17 protein-coding genes and 1 pseudogene are annotated in these 20,688 nt (G+C 43.6%); 5 read left to right on the top strand and 13 right to left on the bottom strand.

What is annotated here, in order from left to right:
• Nucleotides 1-13: 13 nt before the first annotated feature.
• From CSQ79_RS11070 to CSQ79_RS11055, 4 genes and pseudogenes are all read right to left on the bottom strand, one after another.
• Nucleotides 14-256, bottom strand: a complete 243-nt coding sequence (locus tag CSQ79_RS11070; protein WP_099701225.1) for a hypothetical protein — start codon at nt 254-256, stop codon at nt 14-16.
• Between the two features lie 15 nt (nt 257-271).
• Entirely contained in the window at nt 272-1,129 is an 858-nt protein-coding gene (locus tag CSQ79_RS11065; protein WP_099701224.1) for a restriction endonuclease, read from the bottom strand.
• 294 nt (nt 1,130-1,423) lie between these two features.
• Nucleotides 1,424-1,603: pseudogene (locus CSQ79_RS28885) on the bottom strand (BrnA antitoxin family protein); the annotation flags it as partial.
• A gap of 91 nt (nt 1,604-1,694) precedes the next feature.
• The gene (locus CSQ79_RS11055) at nt 1,695-3,731 is read right to left on the bottom strand and encodes an NAD-binding protein (protein ID WP_099701223.1); all 2,037 of its coding nucleotides are present in this window, start codon (nt 3,729-3,731) and stop codon (nt 1,695-1,697) included.
• 218 nt (nt 3,732-3,949) lie between these two features.
• Between CSQ79_RS11055 and ppk2 the strand changes: the two genes are divergently transcribed.
• Nucleotides 3,950-4,789, top strand: a complete 840-nt coding sequence (gene ppk2, locus CSQ79_RS11050; protein ID WP_099701222.1) for a polyphosphate kinase 2 — start codon at nt 3,950-3,952, stop codon at nt 4,787-4,789.
• A 118-nt stretch (nt 4,790-4,907) separates the two neighbouring features.
• On the opposite strand, the gene CSQ79_RS11045 is transcribed toward ppk2, so the two are convergent.
• The 6 genes from CSQ79_RS11045 to CSQ79_RS11020 form a co-directional block, all read right to left on the bottom strand.
• Nucleotides 4,908-7,142 (bottom strand): molybdopterin oxidoreductase family protein, encoded by a 2,235-nt coding sequence (locus tag CSQ79_RS11045; RefSeq protein WP_099701221.1) that lies wholly within the window; start codon nt 7,140-7,142, stop codon nt 4,908-4,910.
• A 210-nt stretch (nt 7,143-7,352) separates the two neighbouring features.
• A complete protein-coding gene (locus CSQ79_RS11040) occupies nt 7,353-8,189 on the bottom strand; it encodes an ABC transporter ATP-binding protein (RefSeq protein WP_099701220.1) in 837 nt (278 codons plus the stop codon).
• Between the two features lie 104 nt (nt 8,190-8,293).
• Nucleotides 8,294-10,297, bottom strand: a complete 2,004-nt coding sequence (locus tag CSQ79_RS11035; RefSeq protein ID WP_099701219.1) for a nitrate ABC transporter ATP-binding protein — start codon at nt 10,295-10,297, stop codon at nt 8,294-8,296.
• Between the two features lie 140 nt (nt 10,298-10,437).
• The gene (gene ntrB, locus CSQ79_RS11030; RefSeq protein WP_289501035.1) at nt 10,438-11,220 is read right to left on the bottom strand and encodes a nitrate ABC transporter permease; all 783 of its coding nucleotides are present in this window, start codon (nt 11,218-11,220) and stop codon (nt 10,438-10,440) included.
• Between the two features lie 105 nt (nt 11,221-11,325).
• Complete coding sequence (locus CSQ79_RS11025) at nt 11,326-12,651, bottom strand: CmpA/NrtA family ABC transporter substrate-binding protein (RefSeq protein ID WP_099701217.1); 1,326 nt, start codon at nt 12,649-12,651, stop codon at nt 11,326-11,328.
• A 50-nt stretch (nt 12,652-12,701) separates the two neighbouring features.
• Nucleotides 12,702-14,252: a ferredoxin--nitrite reductase gene (locus CSQ79_RS11020; RefSeq protein WP_099701216.1), complete on the bottom strand. Its 1,551-nt coding sequence runs from the start codon at nt 14,250-14,252 to the stop codon at nt 12,702-12,704.
• A 606-nt stretch (nt 14,253-14,858) separates the two neighbouring features.
• Here CSQ79_RS11020 and CSQ79_RS11015 point away from each other — a divergent pair.
• From CSQ79_RS11015 to CSQ79_RS11000, 4 genes are all read left to right on the top strand, one after another.
• The gene (locus tag CSQ79_RS11015; protein WP_289501034.1) at nt 14,859-16,163 is read left to right on the top strand and encodes a HEAT repeat domain-containing protein; all 1,305 of its coding nucleotides are present in this window, start codon (nt 14,859-14,861) and stop codon (nt 16,161-16,163) included.
• Between the two features lie 225 nt (nt 16,164-16,388).
• The gene (locus CSQ79_RS11010; RefSeq protein WP_099701214.1) at nt 16,389-17,357 is read left to right on the top strand and encodes a LysR family transcriptional regulator; all 969 of its coding nucleotides are present in this window, start codon (nt 16,389-16,391) and stop codon (nt 17,355-17,357) included.
• Nucleotides 17,358-17,413: 56 nt separating this feature from the next.
• Nucleotides 17,414-18,487 carry an anthranilate phosphoribosyltransferase family protein gene (locus CSQ79_RS11005; RefSeq protein ID WP_099701213.1) on the top strand — a complete coding sequence of 358 codons (1,074 nt, stop codon included), beginning with the start codon at nt 17,414-17,416 and terminating at the stop codon, nt 18,485-18,487.
• A gap of 365 nt (nt 18,488-18,852) precedes the next feature.
• Nucleotides 18,853-19,221 (top strand): FeoA family protein, encoded by a 369-nt coding sequence (locus CSQ79_RS11000; protein ID WP_099701212.1) that lies wholly within the window; start codon nt 18,853-18,855, stop codon nt 19,219-19,221.
• 15 nt (nt 19,222-19,236) lie between these two features.
• Here CSQ79_RS11000 and panD read toward each other — a convergent pair whose 3' ends face one another.
• The 3 genes from panD to CSQ79_RS10985 form a co-directional block, all read right to left on the bottom strand.
• On the bottom strand, nt 19,237-19,620 hold the full coding sequence (gene panD, locus CSQ79_RS10995) for an aspartate 1-decarboxylase (RefSeq protein ID WP_099701211.1): 384 nt from the start codon (nt 19,618-19,620) through the stop codon (nt 19,237-19,239).
• 97 nt (nt 19,621-19,717) lie between these two features.
• Complete coding sequence (locus tag CSQ79_RS10990) at nt 19,718-20,257, bottom strand: inorganic diphosphatase (RefSeq protein WP_099701210.1); 540 nt, start codon at nt 20,255-20,257, stop codon at nt 19,718-19,720.
• A gap of 219 nt (nt 20,258-20,476) precedes the next feature.
• Entirely contained in the window at nt 20,477-20,683 is a 207-nt protein-coding gene (locus CSQ79_RS10985; RefSeq protein ID WP_099701209.1) for a TLTLP motif-containing protein, read from the bottom strand.
• Nucleotides 20,684-20,688 lie beyond the last annotated feature (5 nt).

The following is a 20,688-nucleotide window of genomic DNA, read 5'->3' as shown; positions in this document are numbered from 1 at the left end:
TTGCTTAAGTTCATCACTGATTCGCATTTTGAGCAGCAAGCATCGCGTTGATATGAGTAAAAATACGATCCAACTCTGCGATCGCATCCAATTCAGCAAATTCATCAGGAGTGATTTGATCGGCTTTTTTCTTTTCTAGAAGATCCTCCATTCGCAGTTGAAGAGATGCACTGAATTTGAATAAATTCCAGTTGCCAACTTTTTCAAGTTGGATTTCATGAATTAGAGAAGATGGTTTGTTAAGAGTTGTAACCATTTGACCTCCATTGCGTTAAATTTTTGCAAACCAAGCTGTGTCAACTTCCACTGACTCAATCGTGGCGATCTTGACACCAAGCCCCAACTCTTTCAATCGTTGGACTAACTGCTCGCCGTCTATCAAGTCAATGGGTGGCGCGCCATCTCGTGTTGCCTCCTTAATCGCATCTCTAGTGAATGTGCCAGTCGTGATCAATAGCCCCTTGTCAGTACGCCCTTGCATGGCTCCCCGAAAATCCCGAATTTGACCCGCTGTTACTGAACCTTGATAACGTTTGCATTGGAAAAGGACATGGAAGCTCAAAAAACCATTGATACGGGCAATGCCCACTCCATCAATTCCACCGTCACCCGATTTTCCTGTAACTTGAACTTGGATAAACCCAGACTCACGCAGTAGGCGTTGTGCTAAACGCTCAAATGCAGATGGCTCAAGGGTTAGCAACATTTTGTGCAACTGCTGATGCCATGCTAGTTCCAGGGGTTCAATCGATTCAAAGGTTTCTATCGTTGGCTCTGAAGAAACAACTTTGCATTTCTCTGCATCTCGAACAGCCTTGACAATTTCCTTTGTATCTAGGTTATCAAGATTGATAGAGGTTGATACCAGGGACCAGACACCGCGTGCTGAATTCTGCAAAAGCCCGTATTTTTTCAAATAAGTACGGCTCCACCCAAGACGGTACTCAACTTCACTTTGGGATGTACTGCCGTGCGGAATTTCCAGAACCTTATCCGGCAAATCAAGAATTTGTACTACCTGGTCGTAAATCTCCTCAGTTGTACCGGATCCACCCAGAATTTGTAGAGCTTGAATTGTGGGTATAAGCATTGAATCAAATGTTGGAACTAAGGGGGCGGATCGCTTCATACAGATGAGCTGATTTACAAAGATGTTGCTTTGTCAAATATAAATCGCTACTCAAGATATGTAACTGTTTTGCGATCGCTCAACATAGATATCCCACAAACAATCCGAAGGTACAGCCCCAACCCAGAGAAGCTAGCTAACTATAATTACTATGCAGAAACTTTCCGCATATCATACTGAGCAATTCAGGTAGAGAGAGTTGTACAAGCTTTTCAATCAAAAGAGCGAAACCATTTACATATCGTCAATATTTGAAAATACCTGATTTGGGGTAGTTAGCTCTCAACAAGCACCTTAACGCTCAATACGTTCAAGCTCTTTACGCATAACTCTGCGTATTTCCTCTAAAGGTTCGCGACTCTACTGAATATGCTGGTGTAAAGCTTCGTTAATCATAGTTTGATAATTTCCTCCGCCTGCTTTGTGAGCTTGTTCACGAAACCATACTAAAACCTCATCATCTAACTGAATTGTGAAGTGTCATATAAAGTTCCATCAAAGTCCCAAATTATTTACGGAAGCATCAGCATAACTATAATTTTGATATTTAATACTAATTCGTAACTCAAACCGAGTTGGAGCCTTTTAATGCAGTTAAATGTGCGGTGACTTGAACTTTACTTAACTCCCAGACTAAATGTTGTGCTTGGTGATGATATAAAGGCTGGGGTAATGTTGCTGGTAAGTTATTCATTAATTTGCGAGCGATCGCCAAACTACAACCTGAAATCAGTGCGATCGCATTTGCACCATCAAAAACAGCATCTTGATTGAGGGCTTTTTCAATCTGTACTTGCCGAGTTCGGGGGGTCATTTCACCGCGTTCGATGCGTTGTAAACTCTGACTTGTGGCTAACACTATCAGGCGATCGCCGACATACAGCCGCGTTTCCGGCGCCGGCATAAATTTTGCTGATTCATGTTTATCATGCTGATATAAAACTGGAACAACAGCGTAGCCATAAGCGACCTCAGACAACATCAAGCCATTTAAGGTATCTCCAGTTTCAATGAAATATTCTGTCACAAGTACTGTGGTGTTGTTGAAGTGAAATAAACTCAATACGTTTTCCCCAAACGCTGCTGCTGCAAAGACTTCTGCAGATAACGCTGAAGCACATAGTACTTTGGCATAAGGAAAGAGTTTTGCTACTTGATCGCGAAAGTGCTGATCGTACGAATGAATAATGACGCCAACATCAGGATTAGCAGCATGAACCATCAAACCGATTTCTAGATTTTCTAAATCATCTTCGGTAATGATAATGGCACTTTTGGCATTTTCTAGATGTATTTTACTAAAAGCACTGATGACGTTATCGATAACTAACGGCATCTGAGGGAGAATGCCAGGATCTAACTCGGTGTTACTAATTCCTGCAATTGATTGCTTGAATTCTTGCAACAAGGTGGCAACACGTTGACCTAATCTACCTAAGCCAATGAGAACGATATGATCTTGCTGGGGTATGGGAGGACGACTGCTAAAATGAAACCGAGAAGTCAATAGCAGATCAATCAGCAATGCGTATAATACGCCAATGAATGCTGTACCTGCTAAGGCTAGTGCCAGACTAAAAACTTGCAACCCGAAAGACAAAGGAGTTTCTGGTTTAATATCACCAAATAAATCTCCATATCCGCCTAACAACAACGTTGCTGTCGCGTTGAAAGCATCTTGCAAGTTAATCTCTGGATATTCCCATCTAAAGAGAATTGTCCCGCAAACAACTAAAATTAATACTGTAAAGCAACAAAGCACAGCAACACGGCGTGTTTGATATTGATACGTCCATTGCCAAAATTGGCTAATGTAATGCTTGAGATGATGCCATATGCCCTGGCGAACAGCTTGGTGTAGCTGCTGCTTGACAGAACTTGCTTTTGCTTGCTGTGAGTAACTACTTGATGCGACTTCAATATAAACTATTGTATCTCCTGCTCTTACTCTTGCTTCTGGTTCCCACTCGTAGAATTGTTTTGGCAGGGGTGAAAAGTTTGCAGTATGACTCAAGATGCGACGATTGCGAGTATTCAACCCATGTACCCACCAGCGATCGCACCAGCGATCGCCTGGTTTTACTTGATACTTTGTCACTCGCAATAGCTGTCCTTCTAAATTAAAATAACCCAAGGTTTGATCGCCTAAAGCCGCTAAAGCAAATGCTGCTGCTGATAGTTGACTCGGTTCAAATGCAACAAAATTACCGAGATTCTCACTTAAAAGTTGATTGAGATTTTGTTTATCCGAACGCAGAATTAAGCGAATATCTGGATTTAATAATCGTGCTGCAAATGCTGCTTCTGTGTTTCCTCGCTCATCGCTAGTTACTAAAAGAATAGAGCGACACTCACGAATTTTAACTTGCTCCAAAATGGCCGCTTGACGACAATCTCCGATCGCTAAATCATCTAATAAGTTTGGTAACTCAGGAACTTCCCAATTTTGTGGCAGGATTAAATCAATTGCACTTACGGCAACACCATAGTCTTTCAATACTGCAACGCAGTGTTGTCCTAAACTACCTAGTCCACAAACTAAGAAGCGCGTCAATTGAGATGGCGGCTGAAGAGTCTTGGAACTTCCTGATGATGGCATCATAGAGTGCAAGGAGTGAGTGGCTAGCAAAATTTCAACTATTGAGTTGTCTTTTTGTGTTAATCTTGCCTCAATTTAATAGTATGTTCATCGTTGACAGCTTGTGGCAGAAATTTAAAATATAATTCATAAACTGTAAATTACACTACAATTTAATAATATTTTTTTACCCTTGAGGATGTGTAATCATTAGTTTAAAATTAAAAATATGGAATAAAAAAATGAAATCAGCCGATAAAAATGGAGTTGCTTCCAAAGAAACGACAGAAAAAGAGACTACAAAAAAGAAATTAAAAAAGAAAGTTTATAAGCAAGAATTATCTCAGTTGAAAGTCGAATTGGTAAAACTCCAGTATTGGGTAAAGCACCAAGGCTTAAGAGTAGGGATAATTTTTGAAGGGCGTGATGCGGCTGGTAAAGGTGGCACAATCAAGCGAATTGTTGATTCTTTAAATCCTCGTGGTTGTCGAGTAGTTGCTTTAGGAACACCATCGGATCATGAAAAGTCGCAATGGTATTTTCAACGTTATGTACCTCATTTACCAGGTGCAGGAGAGATTGTACTGTTTGATCGCAGTTGGTACAATCGCGCTGGTGTAGAACGGGTTATGGGTTTCTGTACAGAAGAACAATATGAGGAATTCTTATTTTCCTGTCCTCAATTTGAGCGGATGTTAGTTCGTTCTGGCATGATTTTGCTAAAATACTGGTTTTCGATTAGCGATGAAGAACAGGAACGTCGCTTTCAATCGCGCGCTAGCGATCCAGCAAGACGATGGAAACTTAGCCCAATGGATATTGAATCACGCGATCGCTGGGTAGAATATTCCAAAGCTAAAGATGTGATGTTTGCACATACAAATATTCCGGAAGCGCCTTGGTTTACTGTAGAAGCTGACCATAAAAAAAGCGCCCGTCTTAATTGCATCAGTCATATTTTGAGCAAAATTCACTATCAAGACATCGTTCCCCAACCAATGGAACTACCACCAAGACAGCCTGGTAGCGATTATATCCGCCCTCCCAAGAATGAGCAGTTTTTTGTCCCAGAAGTGTATTAGGAGCAAGGAGCGAGGGGGAGCCAGTGCATTGCGGAGGTGTCCTCCGTTGTAGCAACTGGCGTCGAGGGGTTAGGGTGTTAGTAGAGTGGCGTGTGGAGCAGGCATCTTGCCTGCCTAGTTAAGAAGTGATGCGTATTATAATTTCGTTTGACTGATTCTGTTGAAAGTTGTCTTTTAATTTACTGACATTTGCTTTCAGTGCGACAGGAATCAGTTGTACGGCACAGGCTTTCAGTTCGGGTTGATGCGAATCGGGATCGTGTTCAGGGTGCGTGAGGGCATTAGCTTCAGTTTCATCTCCCCAAAGTGCGCCCCAGTGCATAGGCACAAAAAGTGTCCCAGGTGCGATCGCTTTTGTGACTTTCGCTGGAAATTGTGCTTTTCCGCGCCGCGATCGCACTTCTACCAAATCATTTTCTTGAATCTTTAGCTTTGCTGCATCACGAGGATGAATTTCCAAAAAGGGCTGCGGATGCATTTGTTTAATTTTTTCAATTCTTCCTGTGCGTGTTTGGGTATGCCAGTGACCGTATAGTCTTCCATTTGTGAGTACAAACGGATACTCTGCATCAGGAGGTTCAGCCAGTCCTCGCGAGTGATAAGCACTAAATCGCGCCCGTCCATCGGGTGTTGCAAACCGCAAATTTGTATACAATCGCTTGCAGGATTCCCTCGTCCCAAGATCCACGCCCCTCACCCCTTCATCAGGGTATGGCCATTGTATCGGATCTTGGGCTAACCTCGCGTGACTAATTCCCGTCATATCGCAAGGGCGATCGCGTGTTAATTGGACATACTCAGCATAAACTTCTGCCGAATTTGCAAAAGGAAACTTATCGGCAAATCCTAGCCGTCGCCCAACTTCTGCAATAATTTCCCAATCAGGCTTGGCTTCCCCTACAGGTGGGCGAAATGCCTGACACAACGTCACAACCCGCTCAGAATTGGTCATTGTGCCCGTTTTTTCACCCCATTGCGCTGCAGGTAGTAACACGTGTGCATACGCTGCGGTTTCGGTAGGGTAGTACGCATCTTGATACACCGTAAAAGGCGATCGCAGTAATGCAGCTTGGGTGCGCTTGACATCAGGTAAACTCACAGCCGGATTCGTCGCGACAATCCATAGTAAGCCGATGTCTCCGGTTTCTAAACCTATAATCATGTCCCATGCAGTACGACCCCAATTAGATGAAATTCTGCCTGCGGGAATGCCCCAAAATTTCTCAACTTCTGCTCTTTCTTGGGCATTTTGGACGTGACGGTATCCTGGTAATAAATTACACAATCCTCCTGATTCTCGTCCACCCATTGCGTTGGGTTGACCTGTGAGAGAAAAAGGACCACACCCAGGCTTACCAATTTGCCCAGTCATGAGGTGCAAGTTAATGATGCCACGTACCTTGGCTGTGCCCTCGGTAGATTGATTTACTCCCATTGACCACAGTGAAAGAACGCGCTTGCTTGTTCCCCAGTAGCGGGCAGATGTTTCCAAGTCCTCAACTGATATGCCACATCTTCTAGCAACAATATCAGGTGGATAGTGGGAAATTACCTCAGCAAACGCCGGAAAGTTTGCTGTACACTCACTAACAAACTCAGACTCAAAATAGCCCCAACGTAATAGTAGATGGGCAATGCCATTGAGTAGATCAATATCTGTCCCTGGATGGATTGCTAAATGTAAGTCGGCAACTTCAGCAGTAGGAGTGCGACGTGGATCGACCACAATCATTTTGACGTCGTGGTTTTTCTTATGGTGTTTCTGCAGGCGATTAAAAACAATTGGGTGACATTCAGCAGCGTTCGAGCCAATAATAAAGGCGCAGTCGGTTAAATCTAAATCCTCATAGCAGCATGGAGGACCATCCGCACCCAAGCTTTGCACATAGCCAGCAACAGCTGATGACATACACAAGCGGGAATTCGAGTCAAAGTTATTCGTTCCTAGGCAACCTTTAAGCAGTTTTTGCGCAACGTAGTAATCCTCGGTTTGCATTTGCCCTGAACCATACATACATATAGCATCGGCTCCTTGAGTTGCACACAGCGATCGCATCCGACTCACAATATGTGTTAAAGCCTCATCCCAACTCACGCGGCGAAATGGTTGATCTAAGGAGTCGCGCAGCATAGGGTAACGCAAGCGGTTTTTATCAATCGATTCAGCGATTGTCGCGCCTTTGACACAAACCATGCCTTGACTCGAAGGATGATTGCGATCGCCTTTCACCTTCCAAATCGGATTACCTTGGCTATCTCGATTAATTGCCTTCCCTGGCTGTGCTGGCGGCGACACATCCAAACCGCAGCCTACACCACAATAGGGACAGAGGGTTTTAGTTGTATCGGTCATTGTTAATATCCCTCGATAGGCAAGAAAACTAGGGGAGTTGGGATAGAAGAGATAGAGAGTTACTCGTAAAGAGTGTTGAGTTATGAGTTTAAGAAGTTATGAGAATTCTTTGTAATTCAAAACGTGCTAAGGCACCGCTACGCTAACAAAATTCAAAACTAATCACTATTCACTAGTAACTAGCCACTCCCCCTCACTCCTTATCCCTCTTTACTCATCTGCGTGTGCAAAACGGCGATAGAGAAAATCAAGCGCTTGGTTGCGTAGATTATAGTATTCAGGATCTTCCATGATGCGAGCGCGATTGCGGGGACGTGGGAAAGGAATATTCATAACTTCCCCAATATTTGCTGCTGGACCATTCGTCATCATGACCAAGCGATCTGCTAAGAACAATGCTTCGTCAATGTCGTGCGTAATCATTAGTACTGTTACTTGATGATCGCTCCAAATTTTCAGCAGTTCTTCTTGCAGTTCCTCTCTAGTGATGGGGTCAAGCGCACCAAAAGGTTCATCTAACACTAAAACTTTAGGACGCAACGCTAAAGCCCGCGCAATTGATACGCGCTGTTTCATGCCACCAGAAAGTTCTCTGGGTCTTTTATTGGCTGCATCTGCAAGCCCAACCATTGCGAGATGTTCGTTGGCGATCGCCGTTTTTTCAGCTTTGGGTTTATTTGGATAAACCGAATCAATTCCTAAATATACATTTTCAAAGGCGCTCAACCAAGGTAATAGCGAGTAATTTTGAAACACCACCATGCGATCGGGACCAGGTTCAGTGATGCGTTTGGTTTGCAGTCTGACTTCACCTTCACTCGGCTTGCGAAATCCTGACACCATATCTAAAAGCGTCGATTTACCACAGCCAGAGTGACCAATTAAACAGATAAATTCACCTTCATAAACCGTGAGATTAATGCCATCTAACACCGTGTAAGGACCCGTAGGTGTCGGATAAATCTTAGAGACGTTATCGATGACCAGAAAAGGATCGCCGTTAAGAACTTCAGGTTTTCTAAGAGCAGTAGTGTTCAGAGTTTGCATATTTTAGATATCGGTAAGAATTACGGTTCAGAATGTTTCAATTGTGGAGAAACTAGAGTTATGGGATAACAACTAACTGCTATTCACTCGCCCCTCGCCCCTTTCTACACGGCTGCTGGCGTTGCATCAAAGACAACTTCTTCAATCCGCACATCGCGCTTGAATTTGAGACTATTGAGATAGCGAATCGGGTCATCAGGATTAAATACTGTGCCATCAAAGAAGTGAATTGAACCACGGTCAGGTTCTACATCTAATAAATCAAGATCTCTTGCTGCTGCACCGAATAAATCGACACGCTGCACTCGATCCAAAATTTCAATCCAGTTTTTCGGGAAAGGTGTAATTCCCCACCGTGCCAACTGCGTCATCATCCAAAGCCCCTCAACGCGGTACGGACAATTAGTACGGTCAATATAAAACTGGTTGTACCGCAACAGCATTTCGGGTTCCGTATCGTTACCGCGTGCGTATTCGTCAATAAATCCAGGGCGAATGTACTCTGGCGCAACACCAACATATTGAGGTTGTGCCAACAACGTGACAATTTCTTCGCGATTGCGGCGATCGTCGCAGTATTCACATGCCTCAAGTAAAGCTTTAATTAAAGCCAGGTGCGCTTCTGGATGTTGATTTGCCCAATCTTCGCGCACGCCTAAAACTTTCTCAATGTGTCCGTTCCAGATATCCAAATCTGTTGCAATTACAAAACCCAAGTCTTCTTTCACTGCGCGGGAATTCCAAGGTTCACCAACACAGAATCCATCAATATTTCCAGCTTTGAGGTTCGCGACCATCTGCGGTGGCGGAATCACCGTCAGGCTTACATCCAAATCAGGATCAATATCTGCTGAAGAAAGCCAGTATCGTAGCATCAAGTTATGCATTGATGCTGGGTGTACCATACCTAAAGTATGTACTTTATCAGGTGTTCGGGCGATCGCCGCTTTAAAATCAGCAAGCGTCCTAACTCCTTCATCATAAAACCGCTTGCTCAAAGTAATTGAATTACCATTGCGTGCGAGAACTAACCCTGTAACGACTGGTTGCGGGGCTTTACCATTCATCCCCATTGTCATTGCTAAGGGCATTCCTGCAGTCATTTGCGCAGCATCCAAGCGGCGTGTTGCCACACCTTCGGCAAGCACTTTCCAACTTGGTTCGCGTGACAAAATAACTTGATCTAAACCGTATTTTTCAAAAAATCCTTTCTCTTTTGCCACAACCAAGGGAGCACAATCGGTTAGTGGAACAAAACCAATTTCCAAATTGACTTTTTCTAAACCATTGCGAGCGATCGCTACGGCTTGCTGTGCCTTACGCTGCTTTGCACGTTTTTGCTGATTGAGGAAATAAACAATTTCATTACGCAAGCTGTAGTAGTTGGGATGATTCACAACTTCCAAGCGATGACGCGGACGTGGGAAGGGAACTTCAAGAATTTGTCCAATATGCGATTCGGGTCCATTCGTCAGCATGACAATGCGATCTGACAGCAGCAAAGCTTCATCGACATCGTGCGTTACCATCACACACGTCATGTGGTTTTCTTCGCAGATCTTCATCAACTGATCTTGCAAACCACTACGAGTCAAAGCATCTAATGCACCAAACGGTTCATCTAGCAATAGCAATTTTGGGCGAATAGAAAGGGCACGGGCGATCGCCACCCGCTGTTTCATGCCCCCAGAAATTTCTCCTGGTCGTTTATTTGCCGCATGACGCAGCCCGACTAAATCAATATGATGCTCAACAATACCTCGGCGTTCGCCTTTTGGGACATTGCTCATAACTTCATCAACTGCTAAAGCAATATTTTCCCGTACTGTTAACCAAGGTAATAATGAGTAATTCTGAAACACCACCATCCGGTCAGGACCAGGCTTTGTAACTTGTCGCCCTTCGAGCAGTACCCCACCTCTTGCTGGACGATTTAGCCCTGCAATGATATTCAGTAGTGTTGATTTACCGCAGCCAGAGTGTCCAATTAAAGAAATAAATTCACCTTGTTGAATTTTTAGTTCAATATTGCGTAGCGCTACATATTTACCACCATTCGGTAGCAAGAATTCCTGATCAATGTGATCGACTTCTACAAATACTTTCATAACTTAATAAATGAGGGATCAGGGTATTTAGCACAGAGGAAGTTACACAAAACAAGGACATAAAGCGGGGAAAACTAGGATTGAGAGATCGTCTAACTATATATTCCCTCGCCCCTCACCCCTCACTCTTCGCCCCTCTCTTAATTCATTTGCTCTTCTGGGACAACTTTAGATGCAACAAAAGCAACAAGTCTATCGAGGATTAAACCAACGATCCCGACATAAACCAGTGCCAGAATAATTTCACTCAACCGAGAACTGTTGTAAGCATCCCAGATAAAGAAGCCGATTCCTACACCGCCGGTTAACATTTCTGCTGCAACGATCGCTAACCAAGATAAGCCAATCCCGATTCTCAAACCAGTAAAAATATAGGGAACTGCTGAAGGAAGCAAAATTTTCCAAAAAAACTTTGGTCCCGATAGACGCAGCACTTTAGCAACGTTTCTGTAGTCTTGGGGAATCTGCTGTACTCCTACAGTTGTGTTAATAATAATAGGCCAAATTGCTGTAATAAAAATGACGAAAATTGCTGAGGGATTAGATTGTTGCAATGCTGCTAGTGAAAGTGGTAGCCATGCCAAAGGTGGTACAGTACGTAACACCTGAAATAGAGGGTCTAGGGCGCGATAAACAAAGGGACTAATTCCGACAAGAATACCTAATGCAATCCCGACGATCGCCGCTAAGGAAAAGCCGATAGCAACTCTACCTAAACTTGCGAGGATTTGCAAACCTAATCCTTTATTCGTCCCACCATAATCAAAAAACGGATCGATAATTAAAGGGTCCCAAGTTTCTTGCAGTACAGTAATTGGACCAGGTAAGTTAGCATCTGGTCCTGAGAAAATCAGCTGCCAGATGACTAAAATAACAGCGATCGCCACTAGTGGGGGCACTACGTATTTCGTTACAGCGGGCATTGCTTTTCCCAATTTGCTGCTCTTCTTTGAGCGGCTACCAAGTACTGTCATTCTTTGTTATTCTCCTGTCCCGTGTTCTTACAACTTGCAAGTTTTAGCGCTCAATTAGGCTTTTTTGATTTTTAAACTATTCAAATATGCTGTTGGATTTTCTGGATCAAACTGCACGCCATCAAAGAATGTTTCCACACCACGGGAAGTACTCTGAGGAATTTCAGCCGCTGAAACACCAAGCGCTTGGGCGGCTTCGCGCCACAAATCTTCGCGGTTAACTTGATCGACGAGCGCTCTCGTGTCAGTATCGCCTGGAATATAACCCCAACGAATGTTTTCGGTTAAAAACCACAGATCGTGACTCTTGTAAGGATAGGAGGCGTTATCGCGCCAGAATTTCATGAGTAATGAGTCGCTATAGTCTTCAGTACGACCTGTACCATAGTCATACTGACCTTGGAAACGACCTAAAATATCTTTCGCTGATACTCCCAGCCATTGCCGATTAGCAACGATATTTGCCATTTCTTCTTTATTCTCTGGCAAAGCGCACCATTGTTGAGCTTCCTGCACTGCCATCAAAATTGCTTTCGTTGCCTTGGGATGTTGATCTACCCAATCTGCCCGCATTGCCAGTGCTTTTTCTGGATGATCTTTCCATAGTTCGCCAGTTGTGAGGGCAGTATAACCAATGCCTTGTGTGACCGTTTGTGCAGGCCAAGGTTCACCCACACAGAAGGTTTCCATATTACCCACGCGCACGTTCTGTACCATCTGTGGTGGTGGAACGACAATTACAGAAATCTCACTGTTCGGATTAATTCCACCTGCAGCTAACCAGTAGCGCATCCACAAGTCGTGGGTTCCTCCAGGAAAAGTTACCGCAGCCCTCAGTTCTCTACCAGCAGATTTTTGTTGTGCAAAAGCTTGTTGTAAGGGAGAACTATCTAAACCTACGTTCATTTCTTTGTAAGTGTTAGATAGTGAAATTGCCTGCCCATTGGTGTTTAATCTCGCTAAAATATACATCGGAATGCGATTGCCCTGCGTAATTGTCCCTAAAGACATCAAATAAGGCATGGGTGTCAAAATATGCGCACCATCAATTCCACCACCACCAGAACCAAGAACTAAATTGTCGCGGGTAACTGCCCAAGATGCTTGTTTTGCTACTTCGACATCCTTCATGCCATATTTGTCAAAGTAGCCTTTTTCTTTGGCAACGATTAAAGGCGCAGCATCTGTAAGTGCAATAAATCCTAATCGTGCAGTTGTTACTTCTGGTGCATCGGCTGGGTCAATATTAGCCGCTGGAACCGTACCACCGTTATTTGCTGCAGTATTAGAATTACCATTAGCACAGCCATGCATCAATAGCGAAGCAGCAGTTGCAGTCCCAGCAGTGAAAATAAATTGTCTTCTCGTAAACTTGGTCATCTTCTTGGTTTCAGTTGAATTGTTGCTAAATCAGTTTCAAAGATCGCTACTTACCTAGCGCTGATTGCTTCTTGCTTAGGCTGCGCTGCAAAATGCTCAATGAGCAAATCCCGTAACACTGGCTGTAAGTCTTCACAAGGAATCCCTTTAGTAACGCAAGTCCCCAAGTGCGCATCTTTGCCCACTTTGCCACCCATATAGATATCAACTCCTTCCACTGCCTTGCCATTTTTCCGAACTTTAGTACCCATTAATCCGATATCTGCAACTTGTGGTTGACCGCAAGAATTCGGACATCCTGTCCAATGAATGCGCACTGGGCGTGTAAAATGTAGCTCACTTTCGAGTGCCTTAATCATTCCTAAAGCTCGGTTTTTGGTTTCAATCAAGGCAAAGTTACAAAACTGAGCACCAGTACAAGAAACTAAGCCTCTAGTTAATGTTTCAGGGCTAATCGAAAAGCGTTGTAACAATGGTTCGGCTAAAAATGCATCTAAGCGCGAATCGGGAATATTGGGAATAATCAAGTTTTGCTCTACCGTAAGCCGAATTTCGCTATTTCCGTAAACTTCAGCGAGTCGGGCGATTTCAAACATATCTTGAGCATAAAGCCGTCCCACTGGAATATGTAAACCTACATAATTTAACCCTGCTTGCTTTTGGCGAAAAACTCCAACATGGTCGCGTTTTTCCCAATCAATTTCATCTTTCTCGGCGGCGGGTTGTAGTTCCTTACCTAGTTTTTTTTCAACTTCAGCGCGGAATTTCTCGATTCCCCATTCATCAATTAGCCACATTAGGCGTGACTTTTGGCGATTTGCCCGCAGTCCACTATCCCGAAAGATTTCTAAAACCACTCTACATACTGCAACGACGTCTTCTGGAGGTACCCAAGCATGGAGAGGAACTGCCGCGTCGCAGCGCTTGGCAGAGAAAAAACCACCAACAATGACGTTGAAGCCGAAAGTATCATTTTTAAATCCAGGAATAAATGCCAAATCGTTGATTTCAGCATGAACTGAGTTATCGCGCCCGCCTGTAATCGCAATATTAAATTTGCGTGGCAAGTTCGTAAACTCTGGATTACCCTCACCATTATTGGTAATCATATCTTGCACTTGGCAGACTAACTCGCGCGTATCAAATAACTCATCTGCATCAAGTCCAGCTACTGGATCGCCAGTAATATTACGCACATTGTCCATTCCCGACTGAACACTGGTTAATCCTGCGGCACGAAACCGATTAAAAATATCGGGAAAGTCTTCAATTCGTATTCCACGTAACTGAATATTTTGTCGAGTAGTGATGTCTGCATTGCCATCATCACCATAGCGTTGCACCACTTCACCTAATACTCGCATCTGATGACTTGTGACGATACCGTTGGGTATGCGCATCCGCATCATGAACTTACCAGGAGTCACAGGGCGAAAGAATAGTCCTACCCATTTGAGTCGATGGTCGCGATCAGTTTCGTCTATTGCTTCCCACCCGAGCGCAGCAAAATGTTCTAATTCGCCTTTGACAGCAAGACCATCTTTCTCGGCTTTGAATTTCTCGAATTTATTTAGGGTTTCCTTCTTGGCTGCTTCTGTCATAGTGTCCCCTCATTGCCTTTGTGCACGCTGGAGCTGAAAAAAAGTAGTCTGCTGATGCTACTGCTTAGTTTGTTAGGTTATTCTGTTTGAAAACGAAAAGTCGTATAGATAGTTACGCAGACTGCTGATTAGAACAAAATGAATATTTCCTTCTTTGTATTGCGGGATTGCGAAGCTTACAGCTACATCAGAAACATCTTTTTGTTGAATGTGCCTGACAACATCCAAGTTAGAATTACATTGCAAGTAATTTCGTATCTTATGTAACTAAATATTTCAAAATATGAAGAAAATGCATCGACTTGATGCATTTTTTGCAATAAGCTCAGTCGTAAGGTGGATGCAAAACACGCATAATTAAGAACTCTGTATTGCTAAAAGCTTTAACAGTAGATTTGTCAATCTATTTAGTTAAGTTTTGTGAAGATGATGACTACTGCGATTAACTAGCTATCAACGTTTTGGGCAAACTGCATCTTTATGCAATAGTTACTCGATTGCAGCAGATAAAATATTTTCAGTTCCAGCAACAACTAACTCATCGAAAAGCCAAAATAATTGGTTGTGGTCAAGTTAAGCTAATTTTAATCTGCATACAAAGCGATCGTGAACACAAGTATTCAACTCAAGTTGGAGCAAGCACACTCAGCGTTGAGTGCAAGTAACTGGTCATTACTCGTACAATGTTTGCAGCAGCTAATTCCTGGGAGAAAGCGCGAGCAAGGTAATATAAACACTGTACCCGAAGCAACGCAACTCCTTGATTTGGCAATTGCTGTGTTACTCGCAGGAGATTTCCAACAACGCTGGGACGTTGCAAAACTAATTCCCCGTCTAGGGACAAGCGCGATCGCTCCTCTGGTAGAAATCTTAGAAGATGACGATGAGGAACTGTGTTGGTTTGCTGCGCGGACTCTAGGCGAATTTGACCACCCACAGGCGATCGCTGCTTTAGTAGAACTGATCAAAACAACTCATCATGAAGAACTCCAGGCAATTGCCGCAACAGCACTCGGACAAATTGGAAGTAATGCCGTTACAGTCCTAACAGAGTTATTAGATGATGAAAATACGCGGTTACTTGCAGCGCGATCGCTTGCTTACATCCGGCGTTCAGAAACAATAGCACCACTACTGAGTATTGTCAGCGATGCCCAAGCGAATATTCGTGCTGTGGCAATTGAAGCTTTGAGTAGTTTTCACGATCCGCGAATTGCACCAGTATTACTCAATGCTCTAGATGATATTGCTGCTCCTGTAAGGCGCGAAGCTGTGTTGGGTTTAGGCTTTCGGACTGACTTGTGCGCAGAATTAGACCTTATTGCACGTATCTTACCAAAACTGTACGATTTCAATCTTGATGTGTGTCATGCTGCGGCGATCGCGTTAGGGCGTTTAGGGACAGATCCTGCTGTGATTGGCTTAAATCAAGTACTCCAATCACCACACACACCAGAGTCTCTCCAAATAGAAATTCTTCGGGCTTTAGGCAGAATTGAATCAAACCTGGCTTTAGATCATCTTTCCTCTTTTTTGGAGCAGTCGCCATCTGTTGCTGTATGTCAAGAAATTATCACAGTTCTAGGGCAAGTTAAACAACCAAATAATCAAGTGAAAGCTGCCAATATATTAATCAATATGCTGCATTTGCAACATCCAGTAACTGAAACTGGGCGGATCAGGGCAGTCATTGCTTTATCACTGGGATACCTAGAACAATTACAAGCAATAGAACCCTTAATCCAATTATTAGCTGATTCAGAGCGTGCAGTTTTACTACACGCGATCGCAGCACTCAAACAACTTGCACCAGAAATTGCCTACAAACAACTCCAGCAAATCGCCACAAGCGATCTAGCCCCAGAACTCAAACAAGGAGTTGCAATCGCGCTTTCTGAATGGTTGAATTGAGAGCTTTGCAGGAAAACAGAAGAATACTTGTATGCTAACCACTAATCGCTCTTTTGCTCTACATTCAAAACGTGCTAAGGCACCGCTACGCTAACAAAACTAATCACTAGTCACTTTATTCACTCACCCCTCACTCCTCCTTCTTGCTGTATCAATCTCTACGAAATTACTATCCTAAATCCGCTAAGTTAGTGTATGCCTTAAATGTGATTCAGGCTACACAAAATGCGGCTAGAGCAGTTGCAAGCCTTTTTGGCGATCGCGGAGACAGGTAGTTTTCAACAAGCAGCACGAAAATGCGGCGTAACTCAATCGACAATCAGTCGCCAAATTCAAGCGCTGGAAGCCGATTTGGGATTATCGTTGTTTCATCGTACTACAGGTGCAACGCTGACTTTAGGAGGTGAGCGTGTCTTACCCAGAGTGCGAAAAATTTGTCAAGAGTGGCGGACAATTAAAGAGGAACTGGCGGATTTAGTTGCTGGAAAGCAGCCTGAATTGTGTATTGCGGCAATTCATTCGATTTGTTCTAACTGCTTACCCCCTGTTTTACAGCAATTTTGTCACGACTATCCCGAAATTCAGTTACGCGTGACGTCTTTAGGAAGCGATCGCGCGTTGAAAGTCCTTAAAGATGGACTTGTCGATTTGGCAATTGTGATGAATAATCGCTTGCTCACAACAGGTTCCGAAATGGCAGTGGAAGTGTTATATGACGAACCGATTGAGGTGTTAACCGCAGCAAATCATCCTCTGGCTCAGTTTGACAAAGTTCCTTGGTTCGAGTTGGTTCGCTATCCTCAAGTTGTTTTCAAAGATGGTTATGGAATGCAACGCCTTGTCCAAGAACAATTTGAACGGTTTGGCGCGACACTCCAAGCTGTTTTAGAAGTGAATACCCTTGATGCTTTTCGCGGGGTCGTGCGCCAAGGTGAATTAATTGCATTACTACCACGTTCCGCATTAGTCGAAGCAAGCCAAGATCCGACGCTAGCAGTGCGCCCTCTTGCGAGTAGTCATTCAATCACAGGTGTCAATTCTGGTTTAACACGTCAAGTTGTGATGGTGACGACACAAGATCGCTTGCAAGTTCCGCCAATTCGAGATTTTTGGCAATTAGTAAAGAAACTCGTTATTCCACAGTTTGAACAGCATTCAGGACCGCAGATCATCGAGAATTTGCAGGTGCGATAGTGCTAGGCTAAAACTCTTCACCCATCATCTATCTTGTTTTTAATTGAGCGATCGCAATGAGCAATGCATTTCGGGATTTGCTAAAAAAAGTGGGTAGCGGTAATCATACCGGTGAAAATCTCACGCGAGATGAAGCAGCGACTGCAACTCGGATGATTTTACTGCAAGAAGCAACTCCAGCCCAAATTGGGGCGTTTCTGATTGCGCACCGGATCAAGCGCCCTACAGGAGAAGAGTTGGCAGGAATGCTTGATGCTTACGATCAACTTGGTCCTAAACTGCAACCAATAACTACAACACAACGTGTCTTTGTTTTGGGTTTACCTTATGACGGGCGATCGCGTACTGCACCCATTAGCCCGATCGCGGCTTTACTACTGTCAGCAGCAGGACAACCTGTGATTATGCATGGTGGCGATCGCTTACCGACTAAATATGGATTACCACTTGTTGATATTTGGCAAGGATTAGGTGTTGATTGGAAGAAGCTGTCACTCGCACAAACGCAACAGGTGTTCGAGGCTACTGGCGTAGGATTTATTTATCTCCCTCAGCATTTTCCCTTGGCTCAAGGTCTATTTGAATACCGCGACCAAGTTGGTAAACGTCCGCCATTTGCCACAATGGAACTGATTTGGTGTCCGTACGCTGGAGATGCGCATATTGTTGCTGGCTACGTTCATCCACCAACAGAAGGTATGTTTCAAACCGCTTTTGCTGTCAGAGGAACTCAGCACTTTACAACAGTCAAAGGATTAGAAGGAAGTTGCGATCTGCCCCGCGATCGCACCGCAATTATTGGCTTATCGACACTGAATCCTGACGAACCAATTGAGCGCTTGCACCTTGTTCCCCGCGACTATGGCTTTACGACTAAAAATGTCCCGTTAGAATCGACGACGCAGCTATTAGAGGCGATGCAATCTATATTGCAAGGGCAACCGTCTGAATTAATGCAAACAGCTTTGTGGAACGGTGGTTTTTATCTCTGGCGGTGTGGCGTTTGTCCAGATATGCCCTCGGGAATTGCGAAAGCTGAAGCTTTACTTAGAAGTGGTGCAGTCACACAGCAACTCCAAAAGATAACCCAAGTTATTGCTTTAGTGACGCGATCGCTGATAAAGTTTTGAATTTTTTTAACTCATAACTCAGCACTCTTTACGAGTAACTCTCTTAAGCTCATCACTCAACACTTCACGACTCTAAATTGGTGGACTTTGTTTATGTAGCAGCGAATTTATGGCACTCGTATTCATGCAGGAAGTCTAGTAATGACTTGCTTGGCAAAGTCTATTAAATGCTTTTGTTCCAAAAAAAGGTATTTGTGGTCTATCCTTAATTTTTACTGCTTGAGCTTATTCTTGGTAGTAAACATAAAGATTTGTAAAGATAAATGTGAATTCTCTCTTAAAAGCTACAATTTTTAGACTTTATTTGCGAATATTTCTAAATAAGTCCGTGAGAATGATTCTAAGTAATTCGGGAGAACGATCGCATGAAAGACCCGAACAACGCACAACAGCACCCAAGTCGCAAAGAGTGGGAATTTACATTTTTTGGCGGAACACCTGAATCCTACAAGCAGGAACATAGCAGTATCTCACAGAACACTGCTAAAATGTCATTTCCCTTAACTAGGGCAACAGTTGGCGATCGCCTGTCGATTGTCAAACTCAATGGCGAAGATGAATTAGCGCGTCGTCTGTTTGATCTGGGTTTAACTGTAGGATGCGAGATTCAGATTGTCAGCCGTACCGGTAGTGGCTCAGTTGTGGTAGGCATTCAAGATAACCGCATTGGGCTTGGTGCAGGAATGGCACATCAAATTTTAGTCACAGCATTATCTCAAACTTGCTCAACGTAGAGAAGAGACGATGAATCAAACCTGCGCTAATAAATCATCGTAGCGCCGGACTTCAAGGAGACGATTGTTTTCAGTTACTAGTAAAACTGTCGGGCAGTAAGTTTTGAGTTCTTCGGGTGTGAATTGTGCATAAGTCATAATAATTAAGCGATCGCCTGGCATACCGAGTCTTGCGGCAGCGCCATTTAACTCAATTGCTCCTGAATTTGCTGGAGCGGCGATCGCATATGTAATCAATCTTTCTCCATTGGCAACGTTAACAACTTGCACTTGCTCGTAAGGTAGTATTCCTGCAGCGTCGAGTAAGATTTGATCGATACTGACACTACCTACGTAGTTCAGATTAGCCGCAGTGAGCGTGCAACTGTGAATTTTAGCTAATAGTAGCGTTCGTTGCATGAAAGAGGCACTAGGGTTGAGTGATAGAATCGTTCTTCAGTTTATTGAAGAAAACGACTCTAACGTTATGATAATGACTTTCTCTTGAGGTTGTGTATTATGCTTCAGCGTCAGAATTGCGCCCTTGTTTACTACCTGCCTCAATGCATTTTTCTACCAAGGGCATAACTTGGTCAATATCTTGCCAACCGCGAATTTCTGTAACTTTCTTCTCTAAATTCTTATAGCTACGGAAAAATTCAGCGATTTCATCTAATCTATGTGGTGCAACATCTGCAAGCGATTGGACATGTTGGTAGCGCGGATCTTTGTCGGGAACACACAAAATTTTCTCGTCATGATCGCCACCATCAATCATAATTAACATTCCAATGGGACGTGCTGCAATCACACATCCTGGAAATGTTGGCTCGTCCATCAATACCATACCATCAAGAGGATCGCCATCATCAGCGAGAGTATTAGGGACAAAGCCATAATCGTAAGGATATTGCACCGAAGAATACAGAACTCGGTCTAAAGCGAAAGCCTGTAAATCTTTATCGTATTCGTATTTATTTTTACTTCCAGCAGTGATTTCAATTAAAACATTGATGACGCCTGGTTTTGGTTGCGCCGGAATACGGGTTAAGTCCACAACATCACTCCAATTTAACAGCTAATTTAGGGTGCAGTTCCGTTAGCTCCCCGTGTAGCATTTTAGGGTATGACGGACAACTGCAAACCCTTAGCTATTAAAAAAGCGATTAGCTGTTAGCTGTTAGCTAGGTGCATAACTAACAAGTCTAGGGCTGACAACCCTTCACCATTAGCTAACCGTAGTACTAAAGTCAGTTTCCAACGATCATAAATTTCATCACCATTCGCTGGTTTTCATTCCTGCTCTTTGCAAAGGATATGATATTGGTTGCACGTTTGTCAGAAGATTTTTGTCAGAGTACTGAGCGATCGCCACAAGTGGGACTGTCAGAGTCAACAAAGCGATTGCTGTTCCTACGATGTCTGCCAACTTATGAGAAGGTTTCTCTGCTGAGCTGGCAGACTGACTACTACTTGATTCCATAAAGA

Origin of the sequence: Gloeocapsopsis sp. IPPAS B-1203, from assembly GCF_002749975.1 — a bacterium.
Classification (GTDB): Bacteria; Cyanobacteriota; Cyanobacteriia; order Cyanobacteriales; family Chroococcidiopsidaceae; genus Gloeocapsopsis.
The sequence above is the reverse complement of the archived record's forward strand: the minus strand, read 5'-3'. Positions and strand labels throughout refer to the sequence as shown.